This is a genomic window from Collinsella aerofaciens, from assembly GCF_005845035.1.
GTDB classification, from domain to species: domain Bacteria; phylum Actinomycetota; class Coriobacteriia; order Coriobacteriales; family Coriobacteriaceae; genus Collinsella; species Collinsella aerofaciens_I.
This window is the reverse complement of record NZ_SPFO01000001.1, coordinates 137,827-155,831: the sequence shown is the minus strand read 5'-3', so window position 1 is coordinate 155,831 and position 18,005 is coordinate 137,827. Positions and strand designations below refer to the sequence as shown.

At 61.3% G+C, this 18,005-nt stretch carries 13 protein-coding genes; 3 read left to right on the top strand and 10 right to left on the bottom strand.

What is annotated here, in order from left to right; translation table 11 throughout:
* Position 1: 1 nt before the first annotated feature.
* The 5 genes from rpoB to FGQ67_RS00650 all read right to left on the bottom strand — a co-directional run bounded on the left by rpoB (position 2) and on the right by FGQ67_RS00650 (position 7,648).
* A complete protein-coding gene (gene rpoB, locus FGQ67_RS00670; RefSeq protein WP_199408647.1) occupies positions 2–3,493 on the bottom strand; it encodes a DNA-directed RNA polymerase subunit beta in 3,492 nt (1,163 codons plus the stop codon).
* Positions 3,494–3,780: 287 nt separating this feature from the next.
* Positions 3,781–4,689, bottom strand: coding sequence for a UTP--glucose-1-phosphate uridylyltransferase (locus tag FGQ67_RS00665; protein WP_138339611.1), 909 nt, complete (start codon positions 4,687–4,689; stop codon positions 3,781–3,783).
* Between the two features lie 314 nt (positions 4,690–5,003).
* Complete coding sequence (gene rplL, locus FGQ67_RS00660; protein ID WP_006235005.1) at positions 5,004–5,381, bottom strand: 50S ribosomal protein L7/L12; 378 nt, start codon at positions 5,379–5,381, stop codon at positions 5,004–5,006.
* A gap of 102 nt (positions 5,382–5,483) precedes the next feature.
* Complete coding sequence (rplJ, locus tag FGQ67_RS00655; protein ID WP_055250258.1) at positions 5,484–6,005, bottom strand: 50S ribosomal protein L10; 522 nt, start codon at positions 6,003–6,005, stop codon at positions 5,484–5,486.
* 506 nt (positions 6,006–6,511) lie between these two features.
* Complete coding sequence (locus tag FGQ67_RS00650; RefSeq protein ID WP_138339610.1) at positions 6,512–7,648, bottom strand: pyridoxal phosphate-dependent aminotransferase; 1,137 nt, start codon at positions 7,646–7,648, stop codon at positions 6,512–6,514.
* 93 nt (positions 7,649–7,741) lie between these two features.
* Here FGQ67_RS00650 and FGQ67_RS00645 point away from each other — a divergent pair, with 93 nt between their 5' ends.
* Positions 7,742–8,404, top strand: a complete 663-nt coding sequence (locus FGQ67_RS00645; RefSeq protein WP_138339609.1) for a hypothetical protein — start codon at positions 7,742–7,744, stop codon at positions 8,402–8,404.
* Between the two features lies 1 nt (position 8,405).
* On the opposite strand, the gene FGQ67_RS00640 is transcribed toward FGQ67_RS00645, so the two are convergent.
* The 5 genes from FGQ67_RS00640 to FGQ67_RS00620 form a co-directional block, all read right to left on the bottom strand.
* The gene (locus FGQ67_RS00640; RefSeq protein WP_138339608.1) at positions 8,406–8,969 is read right to left on the bottom strand and encodes a uracil-DNA glycosylase family protein; all 564 of its coding nucleotides are present in this window, start codon (positions 8,967–8,969) and stop codon (positions 8,406–8,408) included.
* Between the two features lie 3 nt (positions 8,970–8,972).
* Positions 8,973–10,349 (bottom strand): alpha-amylase family glycosyl hydrolase, encoded by a 1,377-nt coding sequence (locus FGQ67_RS00635; RefSeq protein WP_138339607.1) that lies wholly within the window; start codon positions 10,347–10,349, stop codon positions 8,973–8,975.
* Positions 10,350–10,502: 153 nt separating this feature from the next.
* Positions 10,503–11,699 (bottom strand): MFS transporter, encoded by a 1,197-nt coding sequence (locus FGQ67_RS00630; protein ID WP_138339606.1) that lies wholly within the window; start codon positions 11,697–11,699, stop codon positions 10,503–10,505.
* Positions 11,700–11,821: 122 nt separating this feature from the next.
* The gene (gene feoB / locus FGQ67_RS00625) at positions 11,822–14,233 is read right to left on the bottom strand and encodes a ferrous iron transport protein B (RefSeq protein ID WP_138339605.1); all 2,412 of its coding nucleotides are present in this window, start codon (positions 14,231–14,233) and stop codon (positions 11,822–11,824) included.
* Positions 14,234–14,655: 422 nt separating this feature from the next.
* The gene (locus tag FGQ67_RS00620) at positions 14,656–15,555 is read right to left on the bottom strand and encodes an alpha/beta hydrolase (RefSeq protein ID WP_138339604.1); all 900 of its coding nucleotides are present in this window, start codon (positions 15,553–15,555) and stop codon (positions 14,656–14,658) included.
* A 243-nt stretch (positions 15,556–15,798) separates the two neighbouring features.
* Here FGQ67_RS00620 and FGQ67_RS00615 point away from each other — a divergent pair, with 243 nt between their 5' ends.
* Positions 15,799–16,362 carry a PTS sugar transporter subunit IIA gene (locus tag FGQ67_RS00615; RefSeq protein WP_022093882.1) on the top strand — a complete coding sequence of 188 codons (564 nt, stop codon included), beginning with the start codon at positions 15,799–15,801 and terminating at the stop codon, positions 16,360–16,362.
* A gap of 181 nt (positions 16,363–16,543) precedes the next feature.
* Positions 16,544–17,947 (top strand): asparagine--tRNA ligase, encoded by a 1,404-nt coding sequence (asnS, locus tag FGQ67_RS00610; protein ID WP_055285210.1) that lies wholly within the window; start codon positions 16,544–16,546, stop codon positions 17,945–17,947.
* Positions 17,948–18,005: the final 58 nt, after the last annotated feature.

The window sequence follows — 18,005 nt, the reverse complement described above, 5'->3', positions numbered from 1 at the left end:
ACTACTCCTTATCAGTGGTCGTGGCGGCGACAGCCTCGGGTGCCTCGGCGGTCTCGGCATCCTGGGCCTCGACGTCGGCGTCAACGCCGGCGAGCGCAGCCAGGTCGTCGAGAGCAGAGGTCTCCTCGGCGGTCACAGGGGCGGAGGCGTCCTCGTCGGCATCGTGCATGGGCTCGATGTCCAGTGCGAGGGAGCGAATCTCCTTGACGAGAACCTTGAAGGACTCGGGGATACCCGGGACAGGAACGTTCTCGCCCTTGACGATGGACTCGTAGGTCTTGACGCGGCCCACGGTATCGTCGGACTTGACGGTCAGGATCTCCTGCAGGACGTTGGAAGCACCGTAAGCGTACAGTGCCCAAACTTCCATCTCGCCGAAGCGCTGGCCGCCGAACTGGGCCTTGCCGCCCAGAGGCTGCTGGGTAACCAGGCTGTAAGGGCCGGTCGAACGGGCGTGGATCTTGTCGTCGACCATGTGGCCGAGCTTGAGGATGTAGGATGTACCCACGGTAATGGGCTCGCGGAACTCCTCGCCGGTGCGGCCGTCGAACAGGCGGGTCTTGCCGCGCTCGTCAAGCTGGGTGACGAACTCGGGACGCATGTGATCGCCAAAGGCAGCGGTGGCCTTGTTGAGCATGTTCTTGTTGGCACGACGAATGACCTCGGCGATCTCGTCCTCCTTGGCGCCGTCGAAGACAGGCGTGGCGGTGAAGAACGGACCGGGGACGTACTTATCGGAGTCGGCCTGCTCAGTATCCCAACCGCAGGCAGCAGCCCAGCCAAGGTGGCACTCGAGCAGCTGGCCGACGTTCATACGCGAAGGAACGCCCAGCGGGTTGAGGATAACGTCGATCGGGGTACCGTCAGCCATGTAGGGCATGTCCTCGACCGGCAGAACGTTACAGATAACACCCTTGTTGCCGTGGCGACCGGCGATCTTATCGCCCTGCTGGATCTTACGACGCTGGGCGACGTAGACGCGCACCTGCTCGTTGACGCCGGGGGCCAGATCGTCGCCGTTCTCGCGGCTAAAGCGGACAACGTCGATGACGCGGCCGTAAGCGCCGTGAGGCATCTTAAGGGAGGTGTCGCGGACGTCGTGGGCCTTTGCACCGAAGATGGCGCGCAGCAGGCGCTCCTCGGCGGTCAGAGCGCTCTCGCCCTTAGGCGTAACCTTGCCGACCAGGATGTCGCCAGGACCGACCTCGGCGCCGATGCGGATGATGCCGTCCTCGTCGAGGTTGGCAAGCATGTCCTCGGAGAGGTTCGGGATCTCGCGGGTGATCTCCTCGGGGCCGAGCTTGGTGTCGCGGGCATCGATCTCGTGACGGGTGATGTTGATGGTCGTCAGCAGGTCCTCGGCCACCAGGCGCTCGGACACGACGATACCGTCCTCGTAGTTGAAGCCTTCCCACGGCATGTAGGCCACGGTGAGGTTCTGGCCCAGTGCGAGCTCGCCATGATCGGTCGAAGGACCGTCAGCCAGGGGCTCGCCCTGCTCAACGGTGTCACCGACGCGCACGAGCGGACGGTGGTTGATGCAGGTGGACTGGTTGGAGCGCTGGTACTTGGCCAGGTGATACTCGTCCATGCCGCCGGCATGCTTGACGATGATCTTGGCAGCGTCGGCAAAGATGACCTCGCCGGCGTTCTTGGCCAGGGTGACCTCGCCGGAGTCCAGAGCGGCGCGACGCTCCATGCCGGTACCGACATAGGGAGCGGCAGGGTGAACCAGCGGCACGGCCTGACGCTGCATGTTAGCGCCCATCAGCGTACGCTTGGCGTCGTCGTGCTCGAGGAACGGGATCAGCGTGGCTGCGACGGAGAGCATCTGACGCGGCGAGACGTCCATGTAGTCGACGTCCTCGACGGGCACGTCGGCGGGAGCGCCGAAGGAGCCGTCGAAGTCGCGGGTACGGGCGATCACGGTGTGCGGGCGGACGATCTTGCCCTCGGCATCGGTCGTGATGAACTCGTTGGTCTTGGGATCGAGCGGCGTGTTGGCCGGCGCGATAACGTGCTTCTCTTCCTCGTCAGCGGTCATCCAGTCGATCTGGTCGGTGGCAACGCCGTTCTCGACGCGACGGAACGGAGCCTCGATGAAGCCGTACTCGTTGACGCGGGCGTAGAGGGCGAGCGAGCCGATCAGGCCGATGTTGGGGCCTTCGGGGGTCTCGATCGGGCACATGCGGCTGTAGTGCGAGTTGTGAACGTCGCGGACGGCCGTCGGCACGTTGGTGCGGCGGCTGGAGCCCGACTTGTGGCCGGCAAGACCGCCAGGGCCGAGTGCGGACAGACGGCGCTTGTGGGTCAGACCGGTCAGGGGGTTCGCCTGGTCCATGAACTGCGAGAGCTGCGAGGAACCGAAGAACTCCTTGATGGAGGCCACGATCGGGCGGATGTTGATGAGCGACTGCGGGGTGATCTCGTCGATGTCCTGGGAGCTCATGCGCTCACGGACGACGCGCTCCATACGACTCATGCCGATACGGAACTGGTTGGCGACGAGCTCGCCGACGGTACGGATGCGGCGGTTGCCGAAGTGGTCGATGTCGTCGACCTTGAAGCCCTGCTCGCCGGCAGCGAGGGACAGCAGGTAGCGCAGCGTCGCGACGATATCCTCGTCGGTGAGCACCGTGACCTCTTCCTCGGTGGTGAGGTTGAGCTTCTTGTTGACCTTGTAACGACCGACGCGGGCCAGATCGTAGCGCTGCGGGTTAAAGAGCAGGCCCTCGAGCAGGCTGCGGGAAGCGTCCACGGTGGGAGGCTCGCCCGGGCGCAGGCGACGGTAGATCTCGATAAGGGCATCCTCGCGGGTGAGGGCGGTGTCGCGCTCCAGGGTGCGCTTGATCACATCGGAGTTGCCGAGCAGCTCGATGATGTCGTCGTTGGTGACGGCAATGCCAAGGGCGCGCAGGAACATCGTGGCGCTCTGCTTGCGCTTACGGTCGATGGAGACCATGAGCTGGTCGCGCTTGTCGACCTCAAACTCAAGCCAAGCACCGCGGGACGGGATGATCTGGGCCTTGTAGATCTGCTTGCCCGAATCCATCTCGGAGCTGTAGTACACGCCCGGGGAGCGGACGAGCTGCGAGACGACGATACGCTCGGTACCGTTGATGATGAAGGTGCCCTGATCGGTCATCATGGGGAAGTCGCCCATGAAGACGAGCTGCTCCTTGATCTCGCCGGTCTCCTTGTTGGTGAGACGGACGTCGGTCAGAAGCGGGGCCTGATAGGTCATGTCCTTCTCGCGGCACTCCTCGACGGTGTGCGCGGGGTCGCCGAACTGATGCTCGCCGAAGGTAACCTCGAGAACATGGTTCTGGCTCTGGATGGGGCTGGATTCCTTGAACGCCTCACGAAGGCCCTCGTCCTTAAAACGCTCAAAGGATTCCCTTTGAACAGAGATAAGGTTGGGGAGCTCCATGGCCTCCGGGATTTTCCCGAAGCTGACGCGCTTGCGCTCAGTGGCAGTGTATGCGTAGGTCACCAGGTTTTTCCTCCTTCACGGAAATGCTCGGTGGGTTGGCGAGGCATAGCTTCGCCAGTTATCGCAACCTAATAGTTTATCAGGTACCGACCGTTGGGCAAGAAAAGCCTTGACGCGATTGAGTTTTTGGAGTAGCAAAGTTTTTCGACAGAAAACACGCAGGTAGATGTATGTGTATCGAACATCTGTTCATATATTTTCTGTGAACAGAGAGCCGGCAATCGCAGCTCTTATAAAAAACGGGCGCGAACCGAAGTCCGCGCCCGTAAATGTCGATGCCCAAAGGCCTACTTGCGCATCAATCCGCCGCGCTCGTCGATGGCGTCCCAGAAGGCATCGGCAAAGCGGGGGTCGCTTGCAGCCATGAGGGCGTTGGTGGCCATCCAGCCAGAGGGAGTGCCGGTGTCGTAGCCCGACAGCGGGTCGATGACGACTGCATACATGGCCTCGCGGTCGAGCGAACGGGCCATGGCGTCGGTGAGCTGAATCTCGCCGCCCTTGCCGGCCTGCTGATCTGCCAGCAGGTCCATGACCAGCGGGCTCAGCAGGTAGCGACCGACAATGTACAGGTTGGACGGAGCCGCCTCGGGAGCGGGCTTCTCGACCAGACCGCCGATACGCCAGACAGCGCCCGGCTCGGCATCGGCAACGCCCTCGGCGCCCTCGAGCGAACCGACGCGCTCACCGGCGATAACGCCGTAGCGGCTGACTTCCTCGGGCGAGCAAGCAGCGACGGCGATAACCGAAGCGCCACCGTGCTCCTTGGAAACGGCGAGCATCTTGTCGCAGATATCGCGGTTAGGCACAACGTAGTCGCCCAGAAGAACCAGGAAGTTCTCCCCTGCCACGGCGTCGGAAGCAGAGCGGATAGCATGGCCGAGGCCCTTGGGCTCGTACTGATAACGGAAGTCGACCGGCATACCGCCAGCGTGGGCGACGGCGTCGGCATAGGCGTTCTTGCCGCGCTCGCGCAGCAGGTTCTCGAGCGATCGATCGGGCTGGAAGTAGTTCAGTAGCTCGGGCTTACCGGGAGAAGTAACGATGATGGCATCGTCGACCTCCTCGGGATCGAGCGCTTCCTCGACGACGTACTGAATGACGGGCTTGTCGAGCACCGGCAGCATCTCTTTGGGCGTGCACTTAGTGCCAGGCAGAAAACGCGTGCCAAGACCGGCGGCGGGGATGATTGCCTTCATGTTATTCAAAGATCCTTTCGCAGGCGCAAAAGCGCCCCATGCGTGCGGCACACAGCCGCAGACCAAATTGCGATACCCAAGCATCTTACCGCTGGAACTATATGTCGCTACAAGGCAGAGACAATTCTTCAGCAGGTCAACGCAAATTATTGCTCGAATGGTGCAATTTTATTGCCCAACGGCAAGGCAGCCGATACGACGCAAATCACAGAACATGGCAGTTTGAGCAACCGATGTCGAGGGACCGAAAAACAAAAAAGACGGGGCTCGCAATGCGAACCCCGTCTGCAAAGAAATCTGGCGAGAAAGCCTGATTACTTGAGGGTGACAGCAGCGCCAGCAGCCTCGAGCTTCTCCTTGGCAGCCTCGGCGTCCTCCTTCTTGGCACCCTCGAGAACAGCCTTGGGAGCGCCCTCGACGACCTCCTTGGCCTCCTTCAGGCCAAGGTTGGTGAGCTCACGGACGGCCTTGATGACCTGGATCTTGTTGTCGCCGAAGCCCTCGAGCACGACGTCAAACTCGGTCTTCTCCTCGGCCTCAGCAGCGCCAGCAGCGGGAGCGGCGACAACAGCGGCAGGAGCAGCGGCGGAAACGCCGAAGGTGTCCTCGATAGCCTTAACGAGCTCGGAAGCCTCGAGAAGGGTCATTTCCTTAAGAGCATCGATGATCTCATCGGTGGTAAGCTTAGCCATTTCTAAGTCCTTTCGGTTTCCGTGCGAATGCACGGAGATCAGTTAAAACACGGCGCGAATGCGCCAGGGGTGCGGCGTTGTCGCCGCGGGTGAAGACAGCGACTAGGCTGCCTTCTGCTCGGAGACCTGCTGGATCGAACGAGCGAGACCAGAGGAAACGCCGTTGACGCAGACAGCGATGTCGCGAGCGAAACCGGAGATGAGACCGGCGATCTGGCCGAGAAGCTGATCCTTGGTGGGCAGCTCGGCGATAGCCTTAACATCATCAGCGGAAACGGCCTTGCCGTCGGAGATACCGCCCTTGATCTCAAGGACGCCCTTGGACTTAGCGGAGAAGTCCTTAAGGGCCTTAGCGGCCTCGACCGGCTCGGTCTCGTAGAACACATAAGCGACGGGGCCGGCGAGAATCTCGTCGATCTCGGGCTGCTCCTGGTTCTTGAGGGCGATCTTGACCAGGTTGTTCTTGTAGACCTTCATCTCGGCGCCGCACTCGCGAAGCTGATGACGCAGCTCCTGAGCCTGCTTAACCGTCAGACCGTTGTAGTTGACGACGAACAGACCGGCGTTCTCGGCGATACGGGACTCGATCTCTGCAACCTTGTCGATTTTGTACTGCTGGGGCATGAATTACACCTCCTCGAATTCTTTCCGGGCACGGTCCGCCACAAGGACGTGACGGGGGCATGTCCAAAAAGAAAGCCCCCGCGCTGCATGAGCGACGGGGGCGAGAAGACATATCTACTCGACCACCTCGGCTGGCGGGATGTCCCATTAAGCTCGCGGGTAAGACCCGTTTGCGCCGGCTGTCTCTGGCAGCGGATTCGTGCGTGAACCGAAAGTATTATGGCGGGGACCCCGGCGTCGGTCAACGGAAAACCGGGCTGCACACAATTCCACCATCCGGCACGCTCCGCCGAAGGCCGGGCGCAAGGTTTTCGCTCGGTCAAGTCCTGGGCTCGCACGAAGGCCACATTAAGTGGCCTTCGGCTCGTGCGGAATCTACGAAAACCTTGCGCCCGGCCTTCGGCGGCGCGGCCTGCGGTGACTTTGGGGCAGCCCGGGTTTTCGTTGGCTGACGCCCCCACTCATAGTGCTTGAGTCGGTGGGCTGATGTGTTGCATCCCGTTGGGCTATAAGGTTGAAATGAAGGTGGACAGGCGATTTAGGCCTTCGTCCAGATCTTGGTCGGAGACGCAGTAGCTTAGGCGGATGTGGCCTTCGGTGCCGAAACAGTCGCCCGGGACTAGGGCTACGTTTGCCTCTTTGATGGCTTTGATGCAGAAGTCTTCGCTTGTTAGGCCGAATTGTTTGATGCTGGGGAAGGCGTAGAAGGCGCCTGCCGGTTCCACTACGTCGAGGCCCATGGCGTCTAAGGCTGCGAGTACGCGCTCGCGGCGGACTCGGTAGACTTTGAGCATGGGGGCTGGGTCGACGGTGAGGGCTCGGGCTGCGGCGTCCATCTCGAAGGAGACGGCGCTCGATACTAGGTATTGGTGAGCTTTTGCGATCTCGGCGATGACGGGGGCTGCGGCTGCGAGCCAGCCCAAGCGCCAGCCGGTCATGGCCCAGGGCTTGGAGAAGCTCTCGATGACGACCGTCTGCTCACGCAGCTCCGGATGTCGCTGGGCGAAGCGCTCGTAGCCATCCACATAAACCAGGCGGTTGTATACATCGTCGCAGACCACGTAGATGCCCGCCTCCTCCGCCACGTGCGCCACGGCGTCGAGCGAAGCCGCGTTGAGGATACAGCCCGTAGGATTGTTGGGCGAGCAGATGACGATGGCCTTGGTCGCCGGCGTCACGCAAGCACGAAGCGTATCCTCGTCAATCTGGAATTGCGCAGGCTCCGTATCCAAAAAGACCGCCTTGGCGTGGTTGGCCACGACGATGCTCTCGTACAGGCCAAAAGCCGGCGTGGGGATAATGACCTCGTCGCTGGGGTTGAGCATAGCCATAAACGTAGCCGATAGCGCCTCGGTCGCGCCGTCCGTGAGGATTGCTTCGTCGGCCGAAAACGTAAGGCCCGCGTCGCCCATATAGGCAGACAGAGCCTCGCGCAGGGCAGGGCGACCGTTGTTGGGCGGATAGTGCGTGTCGCCGCGATCGAGCGATGCGGTCACCTCGGCGCTAATCACATCGGGCGTGGGGAAATCGGGCTCGCCAAGCGCAAGCGCAATGCATCCCGGATGCTGCGCGGCAAGCGCGTTGATTCGGCGGATGCCGGAGGGCTTGAGCGTGGCAAGCGAGGTGTTCATGGGCAGGCGCATGGCATTCCTTTCGTAAGTGTTGCACTAGGATAGCGCGCCGTCCGGCTGGCAGACGGTGTAACCTAAACGGAAATGAACCGGAAAGGAGGCGGCATGGAGACGACCGCGCGTGGCAATGAGCCCAAAACGCTGCAGAACATTGCGTATATCAGTATTCCCGACAGCGCTGATCTTGAGTTTTTGCTTTGGGACTTTCAGGATGCCATCGCGGCGTATGCCCGGCTTTCCGGCACCGCGCTCCCCCGCCCGGTCGATCTGGGGACGGATGACGCCAGCAGCGTTGCGGACGGCATCGTATTCGCAGTTGAAGATGCGCTCGATGGCGAGGCGATGGCCGTCGTTGAACAGACGCTTGATTGCCTTGGGGGTGCGGAAACGCGCGTCTATGTCGCTGTTCAAGCTGCCTACGGAAGCGCTGAACAGGCGCACGTTGTAGTTGGCCGCCTGCGTGAAGCATGTGAGCATCGAGGGCTGTCGTGGTGTGGCGGCATCACCGTCTGCACCGGCGCCGGCATCGCAGCGCTTCGCCGATCCCCGCGCATGGGCCTCTTGCGCCGGCCGTTTTCCGAAGCCATGGACAAGCTGGTAGGCGCCGTGCGCATGGGCTGCTCCATTGAGCATGCGCAGCGACTCGGCGGCGGCAATGCCGGTAGCGTCGATGCCGACGGCATGGTGCGCGCCAGGCCCGCCGTGCCCGCACCAATCTGGCGCGCCATCATCAAACGCCTCGGCGCCCATGTTCAATCAAGGATCTAGACTACCGTACGATCCAGTCAACGGCTTCGTGCCAACGCTCAACAAGACGTTCCAGACGCCAAGCCGCGTTAGCGGGACTAGTTGACGGCAATACGACAGCGGACAGGCCCGTCCGCTCCTGTAGATAGCGCTTATAGAGGCGCCCCGCCGTACCTCCATTACACACCACCAGCTCAATAGGCGCATTGCCCGTAATGCGCTCGATATCTGCCGGAACGACGTTTTTGATGCTCGCGTCACTCGAGCCCTTAATGTCGCAGCTCTCGATCACATCCCACAGGGCTACGCCGCCGTTCAGCAGCATGGATCGCTTGGCGGCAATCGAGGCGTCGAGCGCCGCAGGCTCGCTGCCTGCCAAAGGGTCGCCCTCGTTGGGCGGCACGGGCACACCGAGACACGCGGCCATCACGCGCCAAAAGCGATTCTGAGGGTTGCCGTAATAAAAGGCATTGGCGCGCGAAAGCACCGAGGGAAACGATCCCAGCACCAAAACACGCGAGCGCTGGTCAAACACGGGCTCAAACCCATGCTCAATATGTTGATAGCCCTCGTCAGATACTGCCATGGCCTAGGCCCTCAGCAGATAACGCACCTCGTAGGGCGCAAGCTCAAGGGAGCCCGCCAGCTCGACTGTGGGCATGCCGTTGGCAAGCAGATCGACAAAGGAGCCGTTGAGCTCGCCGGCGCCAAAGGTGTAAGGCTCGTCCACGGCATTCACCGCCACGAGTACCGTCGCGCTGTCACAGGCGCGCTCGAACAGCAGCTGCTTGTTCTGGATCACCACGTTGCGGTACGCACCGTAGTTGAGAGCGCGTGCCGCCGCATCGTCTGTCGAGCGCAGGTGCGTGAGCTGCCCGATGAAGGCCGTCAGCTCGTTGGGTGCAGGCTCATCGAGCGCAGGCCGCAGCGCCCAGTCGCCATCGGGGCCGCCCTTTTCGCCGGGAATCCCCCACTCGCTGCCATAGTAGACGCACGGGATGCCCGGCATGCCAAAGAGCATGCCATAAGCGGGACGCAGACAGGACTTGTCGGTGAGGATGCTTGCCAGGCGCGGCACATCGTGGTTGTCGACAAACGACAGCAGGTGTTTGCCGCGGTAGATGCACCACGGGTCGCCGCCAAACTGACGATGCAGCGAGTGCGCGATCTCGAACATATTGACCGAGTTAAAGCTGGAGTACAGGCCCTTGTAGCACTCGTAGTTGGTGCAGGAGTCAAGCATCTCGTCGTTGACGATCTGGTTGTAGTCGCCGTGGAGCGTCTCGCCGATCAGCACAAAGTCGGGCTTGAGCTCACGGGTAAAGGAGTGTAGGCGGCGCATAAAGTCGCGGTCGAGCATATAGGCAACGTCCAGGCGCAGACCGTCGACGCCAAAGACCTCGGCCCAACGGCGCACGGATTCGAGCAGGTAATCGACCACGGCGGGGTTTTGCAGGTTGAGCTTCACAAGCTCAAAATGGCCCTCCCAGCCCTCGTACCAAAAGCCGTCGCCGTAGCACGAGTCACCGTCAAAGCTGATGTGGAACCAGTCCTTATAGGGCGAGTCCCACTTGCGCTCCTGCACATCGCGGAAGGCCCAAAAGCCGCGACCGACGTGGTTGAAGACGGCATCGAGCACCACGCGGATGCCATGGGCATGCAGCGTGTCGCATACGGCGGCAAAGTCGGCATCCTCACCCAAGCGACGGTCTATATGGCGCAGGCTGCGCGTGTCGTAGCCATGGCTATCAGACTCGAGAGGCGGGTTGATGAGCACAGCGCCAATACCGAGTTCCTGCAGGTAGTCGGCCCATTGGGCGATTTTCATGATAGGAGCATCGGGGTTGGTCGCGACGTTGGCAGCCTGGGCGAGCTCATCCTCGGCAACGGGCGCGGCGTTTTCGCGCGGAGCTCCACAAAAGCCCAGCGGATAGATCTGGTAGAACGTCGTCTCGTATGCCCACATAACAACCTCCCGGTAAGCTCAACACAACGACATCCATTGTATGCCCAGCTTGTATCCTCTTCCCCAAAATAAGTTGCGGTGGAATAGTTCCTGCTTGGGCCTTCAGAGGCCTTAAACAGGAACTATTCCACCGCAACTGATGAGGTGACGTGATTAGGCAACGGGCTTTGCGCGGCGTATGGCCGGGAACAGCACGGTGATGGCGAGGATGACGCCCACGACGGTAATCGCCCCGCCCACGAAGCCGATCCAGGCGATACCGGGACCCGAAACCACGGCGCCGCCGATCGCGGTGCCCGTGCCGATACCCAAATTGAACAGGCCCGAGAAGATCGACATGGCGACGGCCGACGAATCCGCCGGCGTGTACTTGATGAGCTCGGCCTGAAACGCCACGTTAAAGGCCGTGGAGCAGCAGCCCCATAGCGCGCAGACGGCAAGCACCGCCGCGAGCGACGATGCGACCGGACCCATGAGCAGCAGAGCCACCGGCACGCCGGAGAGCGTGATAGCCAAGAACGAGAAGCGATGTCCGTCGAACAAGCGACCGAACAGCCAGCTGCCCACCAGGCCGGAGCAGCCAAACGCCGTCAGCGTCATGGTGATGGCGCCCGCGTCGACATGCGCGACCTGCGCCAGGAAGGGCTCGATATAGCTATAGCTCGCGTAATAGCCGGTCGCCATGAACACCGTAACGGCGTAGAGCGCGATCAGGAACGGGTTCTTGAGCAGCACGGGCAGCTGTTTGACGGTAAAGCGCTCGCCCGCCGGCATAGCCGGGAACACCGCGGCTTGGTACACCACCGCGGCGGCAGAGAAGGCACCGACCACGGCAAACGTCATGCGCCAGCCCACGGCCAGGCCAATGGCGCGACCGAGGGGCAGGCCAAAGATCTGCGCGATGGACGAGCCCGTAGCGATCATGCTGATGGCGAGCGCGCCGTGGCGCGTGTCGACGAGGCGCGAGGCCATAATCGATGCGACTGACCAGAATACGGCATGTGCGCAAGCGACCACCAGGCGCGCGCAGACCAGGATGGGATAAGTCGACGCCACAGCGGACAGAAACTGGCCCAGCGAAAACACGGCCAAAACGCCCAGCAGCATCCGCTTGAACTCAAAACGCGAGGCAAACACCATGAGCGGCAGTGACAGCAGCATGACACCCCAAGCATAAACCGAGATCATGATGCCCGCCTGGGCCTCGGTGAGCGAGAACGACGCGGCGATATCAGTCAAAAGGCCGATGGGCATGAACTCCGACGTGTTGAACACGAACGCGCAACAGGCGAGCCCGATAAGCGGGAGCCACTGTTTGACTGAGATGCCATCTTGTCTTGCCTGAGCCATGTAGAAACCTCTCCGATTGTCTTGGGCGGTGGGCGATTATATAGCAACGGCCCCGCATCCGTCAGTACAGATGCGGGGCCGCAATCAACTCAATACACAGAGATTGCGCCGTCAATAAATAACTAAGCCAACCCCAGCAATATGCCCGCCGAATGCACGACAAACGCCACGATCCAGGCGACCGTCACTTGAAACGCGAACACGGCAACGGCGTAGCGTCCGCCCAGCTCGCTCTTAACGGCACCGATGGCTGCCACACAGGGCGGGTACAGCAGCGTAAAGACCAAGAACACGTAAGCGGTGAACGGCGAAAACATGGTCGACAGTGCCGCGGGCGACGTAGCACCCAAAAGCACCGTGAGGGTCGAGATGACACTCTCCTTGGCGATAAGTCCGGTGACGAGCGCCGTGGATGCACGCCAGTCGCCAAACCCAAGCGGCGTCAGCGCCGGTGCGATAATGCTACCCAGACCGGCAAGTAGGCTCTGCGACTGATCGGCGACCACATTAAAGCGAATGTCGAACGTCTGAAGGAACCAGATAACCACGGTAGCGGCAAAGATAATGGTAAAGGCCTTGGTAATAAAGTCCTTGGCCTTATCCCATGCCAGCATCACCGTCGTCTTGACGCTCGGCAGGCGGTAATTGGGGAGCTCCATGATAAACGGCACCGGGTCGCCCTTAAATGCCGTGCGGTTGAGCACCAGGGCGGCAATGCAACCGACCACGATGCCGATCAGATAGAGCGAAACCATGGCGGGAACTGTCGCCTGCGGGAAAAACGCCCCGCACAGCAGACCGTAGACCGGCAACTTGGCCGAACAGCTCATGAACGGCGTGAGCATGACCGTCATCTTGCGGTCGTGCTCGGATGGGAGCGTACGGGTCGACATGATAGCCGGCACGGTGCAGCCAAAACCGACGAGCATGGGCACGAAGCTGCGGCCCGACAGGCCAAAGCGACGCAGCACTTTATCCATGACAAAGGCCACGCGCGCCATGTAGCCGGAGTCTTCCAGAATGGAGAGGAACAAGAAGAGCACGACGATAATCGGCAGGAAGGTCAGCACGCTGCCCACACCCGTAAGCACGCCGTCGACAGCCAGCGAGCGCACCACGTCGTTGGTTCCGAATGCCTTGAGGCCCGCATCGGCCGAGGCGATGATGGCAGCGATACCGTCCTCCATGAGTCCCTGCAACGCCGCGCCGATCACGCCAAACGTCAGCCAAAAGACGAGGCCCATGATCACCAGAAACGCCGGAATGGCTGTGTAACGACCTGTCAGGATGCGGTCAATCTTGACGGAGCGCACGTGCTCGCGGCTTTCGTGCGGCTTGACGACGCAACGCCCGCACACGTCGCCGATAAAGCTAAAACGCATATCGGCCAACGCAGATAGGCGGTCGGTGCCGGCCTCGCCCTCCATCTGGGTAATGATGTGTTCGATAGCGTCGAGCTCGTTACGATCCAGGTGAATCGCTTCGGTTACCAGTTCATCGCCCTCAACCAACTTGGTCGCCGCAAAGCGCACCGGGATGTGCGCCGTTGCGGCATGGTCCTCGATAAGATTGGCGATGCCGTGGATGCAGCGGTGCAGCGCGCCGCCGTCCGGGCCGTCGGGCGCGCAAAAGTCCAAGCGGCCAGGGCGCTCGCGGAATCGCGCCACGTGCAGGGCATGGTCCACCAGCTCACCGATACCCTCGTTGCGCGCGGCGCTAATGGGAACGACCGGCACGCCCAGCAAGCTCTCGAGCAGATTGACGTCGATGGCGCCGCCGTTTGTCGTCACCTCGTCCATCATATTGAGTGCGACGACCATGGGGCGGTCGAGCTCCATGAGCTGCAGCGTCAGATACAGGTTGCGCTCGATGTTGGTGGCGTCGATGATGTCGATAATCGCATCGGGGTTCTCATCAAGGATGAATTGGCGGCTGACGATCTCTTCGCCCGTGTACGGCGACAGCGAGTAGATGCCAGGAAGGTCGGTGATGCTCGCCTCGGGATGGTTACGGATGGCGCCATCTTTGCGGTCGACCGTCACGCCGGGAAAGTTACCGACATGCTGGTTGGAACCCGTAAGCTGGTTGAACAGCGTGGTCTTACCGCAGTTTTGGTTGCCGGCTAGGGCAAAATGCAGCGGTGCGCCCTCGGGCACGGCCGTCTTTGCCGCACGGGGCGAATACGTCCCCTCGCCGAGTGCCGGATGCTCCGTCGTGCCGATTGCTGCGTTAGCGCGCGGACCCGTATCGGTGTCGTGGATACCCACGAGCTCGATGCGAGCGGCATCGTCCTTGCGCAGTGTCAACTCGTAGCCACGCAGGCGAATCTCGAGCGGGTCACCCATGGGAGCGTACTTCATCATGGTGACTTCGGTGCCCGGTGTTAGGCCCATGTCCAAAATATGCTGTCGAAGCGCCTGATCGTCGGATGTCACCGATGCGACAACGGCGTCCTTTCCAATCTCGAGTGTATCGAGCTTCACGTCCGTGTTCCTCCCCCGGCGCCCACAGGGCGTTGTATTTATGTTAGCCATGGCTAACCGTTTGCCATGGCTAACCAATTTTATCCATGCATGATAGCGCGAACATGCAACGATGTTCAATCAGCAAATTGGCGCAATGGGGACAGGCAGGAGAGTTCAGGGCCATAGTTTCCCGATGAGGCCTCTCGGGGAAACTACATCCCAGAATTCCGGCTCGAAACGGGATATGGTTTCCCAAACAGGCCTCTTACGGAAAATGCATCCCGGAATCCCCGCTCGAAACGGGACGCGCTTTCCCAGTCGAGGCCCTATGGGAAACTGCGTCCCACCTTGAAAGGCAAAACTGGGGCGCAGTTTCCGGGCGGGGCATCAAAAACGAAGTTGCGGTGGAATAGTTCCTGGATGGGCTGGTTGATGCCCCAGATCGGAACTATTTCACCGCAAGTTATTGAAGGGCTGGGATGCCCGTCCTCTTACAGATGGCGCTCCAGGAAGCGGAAGGCTAGGCGGATCCAGGGACGGACCGCCACCTGCTTGTCCTCGTTGTCGACCGCGGTGTTGGCGTTGCCGAGCGAAAGGCCGTGACCACCCTGGTCGAAGACGTGCATCTCGCATGCAACGCCCTCCTCGGCCATGCGCTGCGCAAACGGGTAGACCTGCGCGATCGGCGCCGTCTTGTCGTCGGACACGCCCCACACAAAGGTCGGCGGCATCTGACGCGAAACATGCGTGGTGGGGCAGATATCGGCCAAATGCTCGTCAGTTGCCTCGCCACCCGTCACCATCGACAGGTAGTCGTTGAGCAAATCGCGCCCCGTCTTGCCGCCCGTCTTGGGCACGCGCAAGTCAATGCGCGGATCGCGCGTCTGCATGTCGCGCACATAGGCAAAGTCGAGCAGCGGATAGCCCAGCACCACGGCATCGGGACGAATGTCGTCCGGACGTGCCCCGGCAAGTGCCGCGAAGGGGCCGGTCTTCCACTGCGTTGCCAGCGAGGCACAGATCATGCCGCCCGCCGAGAATCCCACGACGCACACGCGCTTAGGATCGACATGCCACTCGTCGGCGTTGGCGCGCACCGTGGCGACCATCTTGGCAAGATCTGCCTGGGGGTGCGGAAAGCTCACGTCACCCGTAGAGCTCGTGACATAGTTGAGCACAAAGGCCTGGTAACCGTGATCCAAAAATGCAAACGCCACCGGGTCCTGCTCGTGCGGAGCGATATGTGTAAACCCGCCTCCGCCACAGATAATCACCGCGGGGCGGCGGCCATTCGGTTTATCGGGCAACGGCTCGGCACCCAAATACGTAAACGTCGCCGGATAATCCTCGGTCGGCTCCTCGCCCCACAGCGCATGGTTCTCGACAATCATATGTGCTCCCTTCGCGCAAATTATGCGCCCTTGTTTTTCGCCTTCAAGCGTACCCCACTTGAACCCGTGGCGCAGAAACACTCCGGCAATAAGTTTCCCTTCAACTGATATATCACATAATCCCAGTTCAGAGGTATCGTTGAGCAGCGTAGAATAGGGGCGTTGACCAAGCCGCGAAACACATGTGAAACGTTTCCGGCAAACCAAACGCGCGATATGCGCCTATTTAAGTTGGAGGCAACTATGGGTCTGCTCGATTCGCTTAAGTCCACCTTCACCTCGACCGGCGAGGCGTCCGTTCCGCCCGCAGCAAGCTTCGCCACCCGCGAAGGCGTCATCTATGCCCCCGTCAACGGCGTGCTCGTCAACCTGGACGAGGTTCCCGACGAGACGATCGCCTCGGGCATGCTTGGCCAGGGCTATGGCATCGAGCCCATTACCGGCACCATCTATGCGCCCGCCAACGGCCGCATCGGCGCCACCACTGTCACCAACCACTCCATTGGCATGATCACCGAGGACGGTCTTCGCGTGTTCATCCATGTTGGCCTGGGCACCGTGGAAATGAACGGCAAGGGTTTTGCCCGCTTTGTCGAGATGGGCGATGTGGTCAAGGCAGGCCAGCCGCTCATCAGCTTCGACCGCGAGGCCATTAAGGCCGCTGGTCACGAGGACATCGTGACCGTCATCGTCTCCGAGCTCGATCGTCTTAAGAGCATCGACCATGTCGGCGAATCTGGAACGCTTATCGGCGGCAACCCGCTCGTCAAGCTGGGCGACCCGCTGCTGGTAGCCAAGACCAAGTAGCCAGGCCCCGCGCCATACAGCCAAAAGGCACCTCGTCAAGCGCCCGCGACCATTTGGCCGCGGGCGCTTTTCGTTTGAAAAACCATCCCGCCAATGCCTTATCTGTATAGCCCAAATGAGCCGAGCTGCTAGAATATCGAACTGTATGGATAACTATCATTCAACCGTTATGGGAGGATACGTGAACCGCACCAAAATCGCGCAGCTCTATGCCGATGCCGAGTCGCTCGGCGGCCAGACCGTCACCGTCGCCGGCTGGGTCAAGTCCGTCCGCGACATGAAGAACTTTGGCTTTGTTACGCTCAACGACGGCAGCTGCTTCCGCGACCTGCAGGTCGTCATGAACCGCGAGGCACTCGACAACTACGACGAGATCGCACATCAAAACGTCTCGGCCGCACTCATTTGCACCGGCACCGTCAAACTGACCCCCGATGCACCCCAGCCTTTCGAGCTTTCTGCCACTTCCATCGAGGTCGAGGGCACGAGCGCCCCGGATTACCCGCTGCAGAAGAAGCGCGCAACCGTCGAGTTCCTGCGCACCCAGCAGCACCTGCGCCCGCGCACCAACCTGTTCCGCGCCGTGTTCCGCATCCGCTCTGTCGCGGCCGCCGCCATCCACCGCTTCTTCCAGGAGCAGGGTTTTGTCTACGTCAACACCCCCATCATCACCACGAGCGACTGCGAAGGCGCCGGCGAGATGTTCCGCGTGACCACGCTCGACCCCAAAAATCCGCCCCTCACCGAGTCCGGCGAGGTCGACTGGAGCCAGGACTTCTTTGGCAAGCATGCAAGCCTCACCGTGTCCGGCCAGCTCAATGCCGAGAACTTTGCCATGGCCTTTGGCGACGTGTACACCTTTGGCCCCACCTTCCGCGCCGAAAACTCCAACACCACGCGCCACGCCGCCGAGTTTTGGATGATCGAGCCCGAGATGGCCTTCGCCGACCTCAACGACTACATGGACAACGCCGAGGCCATGCTCAAGTACGTCCTCAAGGACGTTATGGCCACCTGCCCCGACGAGCTCAATATGCTCAACAAGTTTGTGGACAAGGGTCTGCTCGAGCGCCTGGACCATGTCGCCAACTCCGACTTTGCCCGCGTTACCTACACCGAGGCCGTCGAAATCCTGGAGCAGGCCGTCGCCGCTGGTCACAAGTTTGACTATCCCGTGAGCTGGGGCATCGACCTGCAAACCGAGCACGAGCGTTTCCTGACCGAGGAACACTTTAAGCGCCCGACCTTCGTGACCGACTACCCGGCCGAGATCAAGGCGTTCTACATGCGCATGAACGAGGACGGCAAGACCGTCGCCGCCGCCGACTGCCTGGTGCCGGGCATCGGCGAGATCATCGGTGGCTCCCAGCGCGAGGAGCGCCTGGATCTGCTCGAGGCCCGCATCAAGGACCTGGGTATGAATCCCGAGCAGTACAAGTACTACCTTGACCTGCGCCGCTACGGTTCCTGCAAGCACGCCGGCTATGGTCTGGGCTTCGAGCGCTTGGTCATGTATCTGACCGGCGTGGGCAACATCCGCGACGTCCTGCCGCACCCGCGCACCGTGGGCAACGCCGACTTCTAATCGTCGGACGCTAGCTCGCGTCGCCACACGCCAACGCTCATCGCACAAGCGCCTCTCG